A 13,227-nucleotide genomic window follows, 5' to 3' on the forward strand; every position below is an offset into this window, starting at 1 on the left:
TATTTTCCCTCTGTGAATAATAGCCAAATCATTGTTGTTCATAAATTATGATAATAGAGGTTGCATTTCTAATCCAGAATATAAAAATACAGTCATTTTCTAAATTTTAAAATTGCAACATCGGCAGGTGTTGATTTAGATTTAGCGTGCGTTATCAAATAGAAATTTATAAGTAGTGTATTTAAGTTTTAAATTCTAAAACTATTACAGGAGAATGTTTATGTTTAAGAAACTATTAACAATTGGGGCGTTAGCAGCAGGTATTGCATTAACTGGAGGAATTGGTACTGCATCGGCATCTCCGTCTGAAGATTGTCGACCACAGGCTATAGAGCATCTTGGTGGTAATCTATATAGTAGATATATTGTTCATTCTATGGATCGTTTTTCTAATGCATTCACTGAGAATGGAATTACATGGTATCTTAAATCTTCTGGAAGTTGTAGTAATGGATTATTCTATGGTCACTATGAAGGTAGAAGATATTAACATAGAAAAATAAAATTTCATTAAAAATTTCTTAAATGCATTAATTGGTTTTATATATAAAAGAGAGTTACCTACTTTGATTAACGGCACTAAATCCATAATCAAAAAATAAAAGGTAACTCTCATTCTTTGTACTGGAAATCAGATAATCAAATACCAGTGTTGGTAATCCTAATTTTCGATTTAGTCGATTAGCCCAAGGAGATCTTACCCAACTAAACCCCCGAAACGATAGTATCTAAAGCTGCCACGATATCGGAGTGAATACTAGGCATAATACAAACGATATCCGCAGCTTTTAACTTGCTCTTCGCTACCGTTGTCACTGATTTTGTAATAACGACATACCGATGACCTTTAATCTCAATCACTGGCGTTAATGTTTTGACGCGTGAATTTTTATCTGATACCTCATCTATGCACATAAGTCTATAGCATAGTGAGTACCATCAAATCATAAAAGAGCTTCGGTTATAACTCGAAGCTCTTAGGATCTTGAAGTCGCTTGATTACCTTGCAGTTATAAAGCCTGAAGGATGGCACCTACACTCTCTTTGGCATCACCAAACAACATTTGTGTATTGTCTTTAAAGAATAATGGATTTTGTACTCCGGCATATCCCGTATTCATCGAACGTTTAAATACGATGACATTTTGTGCTTTCCAGACTTCCAACACCGGCATGCCAGCAATAGGGCTTGAAGGATCTTCCTGGGCGGCAGGGTTTACGGTGTCATTGGCGCCTATAACTAAAACCGTATCTGTTTCAGAAAAATCGTCATTAATTTCATCCATTTCCAAAACAATATCGTAAGGAACTTTCGCTTCGGCAAGTAGTACGTTCATATGGCCTGGCAACCGCCCCGCAACCGGATGAATGCCAAAGCGAACATTGATGCCCTTCTCACGTAATTTCGCTGTAATGTCATGCACAGGATATTGTGCTTGAGCCACGGCCATACCATAACCTGGGGTAATGATGACCGAAGTGGAATTTCTCAACAGTTCAGCGACGTCCTCCGCGGTTGTTTCTCGATACTCTCCCAGCTCTTGTTCATCGCCGGAAGAATGGCCATCAGTACCGAAACCGCCAGCGATGACGCTGATAAAAGATCGGTTCATCGCCTTACACATAATATAAGAAAGGATTGCCCCCGAAGAGCCGACTAAAGCACCTGTAACTATCAGCAAATCATTGCTCAGCATAAAACCGGCTGCGGCAGCCGCCCAGCCTGAATATGAGTTCAGCATGGAAATAACGACCGGCATATCTGCCCCACCAATTGAGGAAACCAGATGCCAGCCAAAAGCGAGTGCGATAACGGTCATTACCAGTAAAGTGAAAACTTGCAGGCCAACAGTGTCTGTTTTGATAAAGGTGAACATTAAGGCCAAAGATACGATCAAGGCTGCCAGATTAAGTTTGTGTCGGTGTGGCAACATCAATGGCCTGGAAGAGATTTTTCCCCGTAATTTACCAAATGCGACAACCGAACCAGTAAAGGTTACGGCACCAATAAATACCCCAAGGAAAACTTCTGTCAGATGTATGTTTTCCATAATGGAGCTGGCAAAATTATCATGGGTGATAAAACTATTGAACCCAACCAGCACTGCCGCCAATCCGACAAAACTGTGCAGGATAGCCACCAATTCTGGCATTTCAGTCATCTCCACTTTTTTGGCGAGACGAATGCCAATAACCGCACCGATGACCATCGCTAAAATAATCCAGCCAACTTTACCTGTATCAGGCCCTAATATCGTGGCAATCAGCGCAATCGCCATCCCAACGATACCCAAAATGTTACCGCGTCTGGAGCTTTCGTGGCGGGAAAGCCCGGCAAGACTGAAAATAAACAAAATGGCGGCGACAATATAGGCTGCTGTCACTATTCCGTTCGATATTACTCCGTTCGACATAAGTTACCCCTTATCCTTTACGAAACATTTTCAGCATACGTTGAGTGACCGTAAAGCCACCGAAAATATTGATGCTGACAATTAACACCGCAATGAATGAGAAGAAACTCACCCACCCCCCTTCACCAATTTGCAGTACGGCACCAACCACAATGATCCCGGAAATCGCATTGGTGACGGACATTAATGGTGTGTGCAATGAGTGACTGACATTCCAGACAACGTAATAACCCACCACACAGGACAAGGCAAAAACAGTAAAATGAGATAAGAATTCTTTCGGCGCAACATGTGCTAACCAGCCATACAGGATTATCACTAGTGCGAGTGCGCCATATTTCAGCCACGGAGATTTCGGCTTTTCTGCTGGTTTCTCCTCTTTTTTTACTGGCGTCGATTTGGCAGTTGCTGGTTGGGCTGAAACTTGGATAGGGGGCGCTGGCCATGTGATTTCACCTTCTTTAATAACGGTGACGCCACGTACAACGACATCATCAAAATCAATGGTGATTTCTCCATTTTTTTCTTTGCACAGGAGTTTCAGCAAATTGACCAGATTTGAACCATAAAGTTGTGATGATTGAGTCGGCAACCGGCTGGGTAAATCTGTATAGCCGATAATTTTCACCCCGTTTGCTGTCATAACAATTTGATTGGCTTGCGTATATTCACAGTTGCCGCCATTTTGAGCAGCCAGATCGACAATCACGCTGCCAGGTTTCATGGAATCAACCATTTCTTTTGTGATTAGCCGTGGTGCCGGTTTCCCCGGAATCAATGCCGTTGTAACGATAATATCGACCTCTTTTGCTTGTGCAGCAAACAAGGCCATTTCTGCTTTGATAAAAGATTCTGACATCACTTTTGCATAACCGTCACCACTGCCCGCTTCTTCTTTGAAATTTAATTCCAAGAATTCAGCTCCCATGCTTTGTACTTGTTCCTTGACTTCTGGACGTGTATCAAAAGCACGGACAATTGCACCAAGGCTACCGGCTGTACCAATTGCCGCTAATCCGGCAACCCCTGCACCAATGATCATAACCTTTGCTGGTGGTATTTTGCCTGCCGCTGTAATTTGTCCCGTGAAAAAACGACCAAATTCATGGGCGGATTCAACAATAGCACGATAACCCGCAATATTTGCCATTGAGCTTAGGGCATCTAACGACTGTGCGCGGGAAATTCGAGGAACGGCGTCCATAGCAAAAACAGTAACCTTACGTTCTGCTAATTTTGCCATTAATGCCGGATTTTGCGCTGGCCAAATAAAACTAATCAGCGCAGCACCTTCTTTCATTAAGGCAATTTCATCATCTTCAGGGGCGTTTACTTTTAAAATGATATCTGATTGCCAAACTTGGTGGGCTTCTGCTATATCAGCCCCTGCTTTTTGGTAAGCAACATCGCCAAAACTGGCAAGTTGCCCTGCTCCTGTCTCAACTGTGACGTTAAATCCCAATTTCTGCAATTGCTCCACGGTTGATGGTGTGGCAGCAACGCGCGCTTCATTGGAAAGTCGCTCTTTTGGTACACCAATACGCATAATGTTTCCTTCTTTAAGAATGAAATATTGCTGATTATTACCTTGTTGATGCCTATTTAACGATTAGATTGACTTTATTGCTGCTATCAGCAAAATCTATCAATAGAATACCAAATAGTAACTCAATGAAAATAATATCAACGAATTATCATGAAATCAGAAAAACAAAATGACCTTTTAATGTAAACAATTATTTAGCTCATATAACTTACCATATTTAGTAAAATTCTTAGTGTCATAGACTAAAAGTTAGCAATCGTTTCTTTAGAAGGTATAATTTCTTGCGACAATTGGCATTATTACATGTAATAATTGCGTTCTATGTGATGCATAACAATGTTCAGCACGTTATAAATATTTTAATGCGCAAGGCGAAAGGATTTTTTATGAAGCTGAAGACAACGATCATCGCAACTGCGGTGTTCTCACTAACCACGATGACCGCTGCACATGCGGCTAAAGAGTTAACTCCAGAGCAATCGGCAGAGCTTAAACCTTTTGAGCGGATCTCAGTTACTGGTCGTTTTAATGCAATTTATGAAGCGGCGGATGCGGTTTCCCGTCAGGCCGATAAAAAAGGCGCTGACAGTTTTTACATTCAAAGTCTTGATGATCTTAATGGACGAGGTAATTTGCGTGTTGTCGCCGATTTGTACCATAAAGATGCGGAAAAAGCAGATAAAACACCTAATTATCGCATCTATCGTGGCATCAAAGAGTTACCTAAAACTGAAGCCATTATTTTAGAGCCTTTCGATACTGTCACAGTGAATGGTTATTTCCCGACTGATCCTGACCTGAAAGAAGCTATCGCTAAGGCAGCTAAAAAGAAAGATGCAGCATCTTTCTTTATTGTCCGTGATATTGCACCGAATAATGGTGGAAACCAAATAGTCACAGCCTATGTTTATAAAGAAGATGCGCCCAAACGTAAGGTTCAGTCTAGTGAAGCTATGATCCCAGCCGATTCTGAAGCAGGACGCCAGGCTCTGGCTCAGGGCGGAGAGGAAGCCAAGAAAGTTGAAATTCCAGGTGTTGCTTCTTCAACTTCAACAAGCAATGTGGTTGGGCACTTTTTTGAAACCCAGTCATCAAAAGGCGGGCGTTACACAGTAACTTTACCTGATGGCACAAAAATTCAAGAGTTAAATAAAGCCTCCGCCGCTCTGATGGCTCCATTCGATTCCGTCACCTTTTCTGGTTATTACACGACCTCACCTGAGGTTTCTTATCAGGTTGCTAAACGTGCAGCAGAGAAAGGCGCAAAATACTACCATATCACACGAGAATGGCAGTCTAATGGTGGTAACGTTACCATCAGTGCAGATTTATTCAAATAATCATCGTATCGTAGTTCAGCAACTCATGAAAAAGGCACAAATATTCTTTGTGCCTTTTTCATCGGCTCTTTTTGGTATTTCGCTATTTATTTGCACCAATAATTTCCTGAAAATTAACAATTAATCAACATGGTGGTGTGGTATGATTTGCAGATTAGCCTGTTTATCCTTCCTTTTTATTAATGCTATCTACATAATTGTTTGTTATTTGTTTCAACAGAGTAAAATATATAACTAATATTATCTAAAGTGCTTATCTTGTGATCATCGCCATGTTTATTAAGGCAATAACACACATTAGAAAAATTATCCGTAATTTGTTTTCTTACTCCTCTGCATAATTTTATGCATAAAATTTATATTTTTTTGCATAGTAAACCATTGCATACAATCCTTTCACTCCGTAGAATCGCCCTGTTTTTAGATTTATCGACTAAATCCGTTCTGCAATCCATCGCATGGATGCAATAAATGTCCAATATGTGTTCGATATTCAGAACAAATGTTCTGGCTAATCGTGTCGATTATATTTTTTTAGGAACGTATCTTTGGAAAAGAAATTAGGCCTTACGTCTCTGACCGCACTGGTACTCAGTTCTATGGTCGGTGCCGGCGTATTCAGTTTGCCGCAAAACATGGCGCAAATAGGCAGTCCTGCTGCATTAATGATTGGTTGGGGAATAACAGGCATAGGTATTCTCTTTTTAGCCACTTCCTTACTTTTACTTTCACGACTGCGCCCTGATTTGGATAGCGGTATTTTTACTTACGCAAGAGAGGGTTTTGGCGAGTTAGTTGGCTTTTGTTCTGCATGGGGATATTGGTTCTGTGCCATTATTGCCAATGTTTCTTACTTGGTTATCGTTTTTGCTGCGTTAAGTTTTTTCACTGATACCGAACACTCAGTTATCTTTGGCGATGGCAATACCTGGCAATCGTTAATAGGTGAATCCATCCTACTTTGGTTTGTTCACGGATTGGTTTTGCGTGGTGTACAAACAGCGGCGGGAGTTAACCTGCTGGCTACATTGGCAAAATTATTACCGTTGACCCTATTTATTATCTTAGCTGTCATCGCTTTCAAAATGGATGTGTTTTCTTTTGATTTCAGCGGCATTGAGATGGGTGTTCCGGTTTGGCAGCAAGTTAAAGACACGATGCTAATTACACTGTGGGTTTTTATCGGCGTGGAAGGTGCGGTGGTTGTTTCAGCCAGAGCCAGAAGACGCAAAGATATTGGTATCGCCACTATACTGGCTGTGATTTCAGCATTAGGGGTATATGTACTGGTAACCCTGCTTTCACTAGGGTTGGTCACCAGACCTGAATTAGCGGCTATGCGTAACCCTTCTATGGCAACTTTAATGGTCGGGTTAATGGGTTCGTCGGGTGAAATTGTGATTGTTGCTGGCTTGATCATCTCTGTTTGCGGAGCTTATCTGAGCTGGACAATCATGGCAGCAGAAGTCCCCTTTATCGCTTCTTTACACGGTTCATTCCCTAAAGTATTCAAAAAACAAAACAGCCAAAAAGCCCCTGCATCATCACTTTGGATCACAAATGGCGCGGTTCAACTCGCTTTGGTTTTAATTTGGTTAAGCGGCAGTAATTACAATACATTACTCTCTATCGCTTCTGAGATGATCCTTGTCCCCTACTTTCTTGTCGGTGCATTTTTAGTGAAAGTTGCCTTTCAACGTGGTAGCCGTGCTTTACTCTCTATTGCTCTGGGTTCTTGTATTTATGGGTTATGGTTACTTTATGCTTCGGGCCTAATGAACCTCTTACTCTCGATAGTACTATACGTTCCTGGATTGCTGGTTTTTCTGTACGCACGCAGACAAAATCAGGAAAGAGTACCGTTAACTGTTACAGAAAAATCGACTATTGTGGTTTTGTTCTTGATAGCGCTTCCGTCTACATGGCAATTAATGCACTAATCATCATTTACAACACAGCGTACCCTCAAAAATCAACTCGTCCAAAGAATCCGGCCTTTGTGCCGGTTTTTTTATGTCCCATTGTTGAACCTTTGGTGTGACGCCTGGTAATTGAGGACAGATGCCCCTACTGTTAGGTTTATGTCTTTAATAAAGCTAGAAAATGCATAACTCGTTCACTAAGCCTACCTGAGATGGCGTTTTTATAGATTTTTTATATTTAATAAATGTTGTAACTAAAAAAGCGATAACAGGTCATTTTGCAACCAAATCATAATAATTAGTTATGGTTTAATATCAATATATTCTTCAAATGTATATAACTTGAACTATGGCAGGGTATCTGTCATAAAGATTTTATCAATAAAAAATTAACTTTAATCAGATGCAATTGATTTTCATTTAGCCTAAATCTAGATTTTAACTCTTACATAATTAAAATAATTAGATACAAAAATCAAAAAATAAAAGTCACGTTACAAATAAATAATAACTATATAATATATGGTTAAAATTTTAACAAAAAAAGAAAAATTTAAATATATTATGTGCCTTGTGTTATTTTATTTTTACAGAATGTCATCAATTAATAATTAATCTTATAAAATAGAATAAAACCTCATTTATGTTCAGAAAAAAATCTATGTTATGCATAACAATTCTATTAATTCTTTCATAATAGCTTAAAACTTCAAATTATGAGATTAGTCAAGTTATTATTTTTATATTTGTTAATTATTCGCTACTATATTTTTATCTCATCTGTTGATGAGAAAATATGAGTTGTTGTTTCTGTGTTATTTTTCAGAAATAAGCTTAAGTAATCCGTGGTCGTATTTATATACGGCACTAACATTAACAATAATCTGTTTCTCTGTAGAATAAGTGTGTCAGAGGCAGGTGCATTAAGAATTAAGAAATGAAAACCAAGCTAATTATTTCATCTTTATTTGTTTCATCTGTATTTATGTCCGCCGCTCATGCTGCTGATGGGCAAATTAAATTTACGGGAAAAATTACCGCCAGTGCGTGTAAAATCGATTCAAATTCGGCTAATCAAACCGTAAATATGGGAACTATCAGCTCAAGTTCATTTGCTGGGGCTTATAGTACTTCTGCCGCTACCCGTTTTAGTATCAAATTGACCGACTGCCCGAAAGATTATCGCCAAGCTCAGGTCAAATTTGACGGCCGGTCAGACAGAGCCAGTAACAGACTGTTGTCGTTAAATAGTAATAGCGGAGAGAATCCAGCCCAAGGCGTCGCAATTGCACTTTATGAAGATGACAGTAGTACCCCGATCGATCTGGCAAGAAATTCACGTCTTCAATATTTTTCAGATGGAAAGACACAAGAGTTGAAATTTGTTGCTAAATACATGGCAACGGCTGAAACCGTGACTCCAGGTGCGGGTGACGCAGTCGCTAACTTCACGATTGTCTATAACTAACTTATCTGTAACTAACTACCTGTAACTAAAGGAAGTTATGGCAGGGAAGCCAAAACAATATCACTCTGGTCTAAATATTGTTTGGAGCGACCGCTTTGAAATATTTGCGCGTTTTAATTTTTATTTTTATCTACATTTTCAGTACTAATAGCTCTTTTGCAGGCGTCGTCATCGGCGGTACACGTGTTGTTTATATCAGCGACCAAAAAGAAGCCTCTATTTCTATTAACAATCCAGAAACGGATATCTCTTACCTCATTCAATCGTGGGTTCAAGGTGAAGATGATGAAACTAAAGCCCCTTTTATTATCACTCCCCCTCTTTTTAAATTAACAGCCGAGAATGAGAATGTTTTACGAATTGTTAAAATTGGCAATGGATTACCTGATGACAAAGAATCTTTGTTCTGGCTCAATATCAAATCTATTCCTGCCACAACTAAATCAGAACAGAATCAATTGCAAATCACGGTAAAATCTCGGTTTAAGTTATTCTATCGCCCCGCCAATTTAGCCAATAATGCCGGTATTGCTTATAAGGCTCTGAAGTTCAAAACCGATGGAAACAAACTCATTGCAGAAAACCCAACGCCCTACTATATCTCTTTTTCTGTGTTGACCACCGGCAATAATGCAGAAAATTACGAGATTAAATCTGCGGGGATGATCCCACCTTTTCAACAAGAGAATTGGGATATTCCTATTAAAAATATCAATCGAGTGACCTGGACAACGATTAATGATTTTGGTGGCGTAACACCAGAAGAAAGGCGTGAGTTGTAGGATAGTAGGTATATCACAATTAAAAATTTATTATTATGAATAACTATCGTCATTATCTTCAACAAAATAGTCCTGATAATTGGACATTACTTATCAAGCTAAACTTGCATTGTTTATCTTGTAAGGTGCCTCTTTGTGCATTGTTAACCACATCTCTTTGGATGTATAACAATAAGGCTTACGCTGAAGAGTATTTCAACATCAATGCACTGGAAATCCATTCAGGCTTTGAAGATATTGATCTTTCTATCTTTACTCAAGATCAACAGCCTCCCGGGCGTTATTGGGTGGATATTTATCTTAATCGGGAAAAAGTAGATACGGGGAATGTCGATTTTATTATCGTCAATAACCAGTTATCTCCCGAAATTAAGATACAGCAGCTCAGGAAAATGGGGGTAAATATTGAGTTATTTCCCATGCTGCTTACTTTGCCGCAAGAAACGGGGATTGCCGATCTTGACCAATATATTCCATCCGCATCGACATCTTTCGATTTCAAACATCAGCGGCTGGATATCAGTATTCCCCAAGCAGCCTTGAAGAGTCAGGCGAGAGACTACGTACCTCCTCATTTGTGGGATCAGGGATTAACGTCCCTGTTAGTCAGTTATAGCTATAGTGGCTCCATGACTTGGCAGGATGATCAAGTAGCTTCAACAAAAAACCATTTTCTCAACCTGAGGACCGGCGTTAATTGGGAAGCATGGCGTTTGCGCAATTATTCCACTTACAGTAGTCAAAATAGAAAATGGCAGAATATCAATATATATCTCCAGCGAGATATTCATGCACTGAAAAGCCAATTAATATTTGGTGACAGTTACACACCTTCACTTATATTTGATAGCTTTCAGTTTCGCGGTATGCAATTGTCTTCCGATGACAATATGTTGCCCGATAGCTTAAAAGGATTTGCACCGATAATTAGAGGAATTGCCCAAAGCAATGCGCAAGTTACCATCAAACAAAATGGTTACATTATCTATGAATCCTATGTTTCTCCTGGACCTTTTGTCATCAATGACCTCTATCCAACAAGTTCCACCGGAGATATAGAGGTCATTGTTAAAGAAGCTGATGGGAAAGAACATCGTTCTGTGCAAACTTTTTCCACTGTGCCGATTATGTTACGGGAAAATAGCCTGCGACATTCACTGACTTTGGGAAAATACCAATCTCACCGTGGAAAAACACCCTATTTCATGCAGGGTACGGTGATTTATGGTATTTCTAATCATGTCACTGCCTATGGTGGAAGTACGATTGCAAAAGATTATCAATCCATTGCTTTGGGTACAGGCTATAGTCTCTCTGACTGGGGTTCCCTTTCTTTTGATGTAACTTACGCTAAAACCAATTTAATGCCGAACTCCAACAATTATGGTCAATCGTACCGTTTCCAATATGCCAAAGATCTATCCCAGACAGGCACTAACTTCACTCTCGCAGGTTATCGTTACTCAACACAACATTTTTACGATTTTAAAGAAGCGAATGAGTTAAATACGGCAATCGATGGAAGGAGCAGCAATAAACGTAGTAAATTGCAATTACATATTAATCAACCCCTTGGAGATTGGGGAACCATTTATTTATCTGCTTTTCAACAAGATTACTGGCATCAAAAAGGCTACGAAAGGAATATCAGCGCGGGTTATAACACAAGTTACAATTCAATTAATTATAGCTTGAATTATGCTCACAGCGCTTTCCCCGGTTCAAATCGTAGTGAGCAAATTGTTTCATTCAGCATGCAGGTTCCTTTTGATCGTTGGCTGAAAAACAGCTGGGTAAGCTATAACATGACCAACAGCAAAAACAGTGATACATCTCATCAAGTCAGTTTAAATGGTACTGCTCTTGAAGATAACAACCTGATTTATAGCATTCAGCAAAATTACACTAACCGTAATCAAAGCGTTGGTGGAAATATCAGCGCAGAATATAAAGGAGCCTATGGCCAAGTCAGCGCGGGTTACAATTACGACAAATATGCCAGGCAACTGACTTATGGTTTAAATGGTGGGATTGTTGCCCATCCTTATGGTATCACCCTTTCCCAACCGTTGGGAGGTACATCGGTATTAGTACGCGCCAATGGTGCTTCAGAAGTCAAGGTGCAAAACCATACCGGTATCAAAACTGACTGGAAAGGCTATGCCATTGTGCCTTATGCCAGTAGCTATCGGAAAAACCGTATTGCGCTGGATACGCATTCAATGGGTAACAACGTTGATATTGATATCAATACGCAAACGATTATTCCAACCCAGGGTTCACTGGCACTGGCCAATTTCCAGACTCGTATTGGTTATCGCGCTTTACTGACACTTTCTTATCAAGGTAAAGAAATCCCATTTGGTGCAACTGCGACACTGGAAAAACAGCAGGATATTGATGTTCCCAACAGCGCGATTGTCAGTAATGATGGGCAAGTTTATCTCAGTGGGATTCCTAAATTTGGTCGGATATGGGTTAAATGGGGATATAAAGAAATGCAAGAGTGTTATGCCAACTATCGACTCTCTGGTGAAGAGCCTGCTTCAGGTTTGTATATGCTTGAAGCTTCTTGCGAATAATATCTTGTAAATGACAATGATGGTGTATTCATTTGATATATAATAAAAATAGTGGAAATTATTCTATGGCCAACAAATTAAAATTATTATTGGCAAGTATATTTCTCATCGGCACGATGAGTAGTTTTTCCAGTTTCACGAACGACTATTGCCAGTATTCTGCGGGTTTTGTACCTGGCATAACGCCAGTTTCTTTTGGTACGGTTACAATTCCCAGAAACCACCCTATCGGAACAACTATCAAAGAAATACGTTTGGATCAGGTGGATGAAAAAGGTAATATCGCCCTCTGCGATACTCACTTACCTGCAATATGGGAACAACCCGATCTTACACCTGCAAGCTATAATCAGGATGCCATTTATGAATCCGGTGTTTCGGGAGTTGGTATCCGTATTAACACCTGGGGACCCGGTTATGGTATTGATTGGCTGCCCAGAACCGTGACCTACCCATCCACTTGCCATTCCTCGTCGCAATTTCAGTGGAAAAAACAATATTGCGGTAAATCATGGGGTTATTTGACGGTACAGTTAATCAAGATTGCACCAACAACCTCTTCAGGAGCTGTTAAGTCGGTAAAACTGACTCGTGCTACATTAGGTCACAATATGCCTGTTCATACTTTCAATTTATCGAGCACAAATATCATGACCAAAGGTTGTTCTCTCAATCAAAAAATGATTTCAGTCAACATGGGAGATATTAAAAAAAGTGATTTTCGGGGTATTTATAGTACAGCGGGAATGCAACGTTTTGATATTAATATAAATTGCGATGCTGATGTGAATGTAGGACTGGCGCTGGATGGCAGATCTGCAAGCTGGAATGCCCAAGATATCTGGGCATTGGATCATAGTGACAACGTCACGGCAAAAGGGGTTGGTTTACAGATATTATATCAAAACCGCCCCGTAACAATGCGTTCTCCAGTTGTATTTGGCTCCACTCAATCTGGTGGAAATATAACCATCCCATTAGTTGCCCGTTATATTCAAACGGAAACGGAAATTAAGCCGGGCAAAGCAGATGCAACAGCAACAATTACTTTTGTCTATCAATAGACGAAGATTATCCTCCTGTTTGGCATTAATTAGTTGTGATGTTAAATGGGGGGATTTGGTAGTTTAAATAAGTATGTTGTAACTAAAATAACAGTTGAACATTTATCAC

At 39.8% G+C, this 13,227-nt stretch carries 9 protein-coding genes; 7 read left to right on the plus strand and 2 right to left on the minus strand.

From position 1 onward, the window contains the following. Nucleotides 1-220: 220 nt before the first annotated feature. Nucleotides 221-490, plus strand: coding sequence for an LCI fold-containing protein (locus tag ABLA76_RS00970; RefSeq protein WP_348986522.1), 270 nt, complete (start codon nucleotides 221-223; stop codon nucleotides 488-490). Nucleotides 491-1,010: 520 nt separating this feature from the next. Here the strand turns inward: ABLA76_RS00970 and pntB are convergent. Together pntB and pntA are read right to left on the minus strand one after the other, a co-directional pair. Next, complete coding sequence (pntB, locus tag ABLA76_RS00975) at nucleotides 1,011-2,399, minus strand: Re/Si-specific NAD(P)(+) transhydrogenase subunit beta (protein WP_348986548.1); 1,389 nt, start codon at nucleotides 2,397-2,399, stop codon at nucleotides 1,011-1,013. 25 nt (nucleotides 2,400-2,424) lie between these two features. Further along, a complete protein-coding gene (pntA, locus tag ABLA76_RS00980) occupies nucleotides 2,425-3,960 on the minus strand; it encodes a Re/Si-specific NAD(P)(+) transhydrogenase subunit alpha (RefSeq protein ID WP_348986523.1) in 1,536 nt (511 codons plus the stop codon). Between the two features lie 386 nt (nucleotides 3,961-4,346). On the opposite strand from pntA, the gene ydgH reads away from it, so the two are divergent. The 6 genes from ydgH to ABLA76_RS01010 all read left to right on the plus strand — a co-directional run bounded on the left by ydgH (nucleotide 4,347) and on the right by ABLA76_RS01010 (nucleotide 13,118). Then, a complete protein-coding gene (gene ydgH / locus ABLA76_RS00985; protein WP_047770128.1) occupies nucleotides 4,347-5,300 on the plus strand; it encodes a DUF1471 family protein YdgH in 954 nt (317 codons plus the stop codon). 548 nt (nucleotides 5,301-5,848) lie between these two features. After that, entirely contained in the window at nucleotides 5,849-7,240 is a 1,392-nt protein-coding gene (locus ABLA76_RS00990) for a basic amino acid/polyamine antiporter (RefSeq protein WP_348986524.1), read from the plus strand. Between the two features lie 919 nt (nucleotides 7,241-8,159). Then, nucleotides 8,160-8,690, plus strand: coding sequence for a fimbrial protein (locus ABLA76_RS00995; RefSeq protein WP_348986525.1), 531 nt, complete (start codon nucleotides 8,160-8,162; stop codon nucleotides 8,688-8,690). A 95-nt stretch (nucleotides 8,691-8,785) separates the two neighbouring features. Beyond that, nucleotides 8,786-9,472: a molecular chaperone gene (locus ABLA76_RS01000; protein ID WP_348986526.1), complete on the plus strand. Its 687-nt coding sequence runs from the start codon at nucleotides 8,786-8,788 to the stop codon at nucleotides 9,470-9,472. Between the two features lie 140 nt (nucleotides 9,473-9,612). Beyond that, on the plus strand, nucleotides 9,613-12,054 hold the full coding sequence (locus ABLA76_RS01005) for a fimbria/pilus outer membrane usher protein (RefSeq protein ID WP_348986527.1): 2,442 nt from the start codon (nucleotides 9,613-9,615) through the stop codon (nucleotides 12,052-12,054). A gap of 65 nt (nucleotides 12,055-12,119) precedes the next feature. Then, nucleotides 12,120-13,118 carry a fimbrial protein gene (locus ABLA76_RS01010; protein WP_348986528.1) on the plus strand — a complete coding sequence of 333 codons (999 nt, stop codon included), beginning with the start codon at nucleotides 12,120-12,122 and terminating at the stop codon, nucleotides 13,116-13,118. Nucleotides 13,119-13,227: the final 109 nt, after the last annotated feature.

The sequence above is a fragment of the Xenorhabdus sp. SGI240 genome (assembly GCF_040081915.1).
In the GTDB taxonomy this organism is placed as follows: Bacteria; Pseudomonadota; Gammaproteobacteria; order Enterobacterales; family Enterobacteriaceae; genus Xenorhabdus; species Xenorhabdus bakwenae.

Bases quoted from the DNA above. Each gene is read 5' to 3' on its own strand.
- pntA (WP_348986523.1), bottom strand. From the start codon at position 3,960: ATGCGTATTGGTGTACCAAAAGAGCGACTTTCCAATGAAGCGCGCGTT.
- ABLA76_RS01010 (WP_348986528.1), top strand. From the start codon at position 12,120: ATGGCCAACAAATTAAAATTATTATTGGCAAGTATATTTCTCATCGGC.
- ydgH (WP_047770128.1), top strand. From the start codon at position 4,347: ATGAAGCTGAAGACAACGATCATCGCAACTGCGGTGTTCTCACTAACC.
- ABLA76_RS00970 (WP_348986522.1), top strand. From the start codon at position 221: ATGTTTAAGAAACTATTAACAATTGGGGCGTTAGCAGCAGGTATTGCA.
- ABLA76_RS00995 (WP_348986525.1), top strand. From the start codon at position 8,160: ATGAAAACCAAGCTAATTATTTCATCTTTATTTGTTTCATCTGTATTT.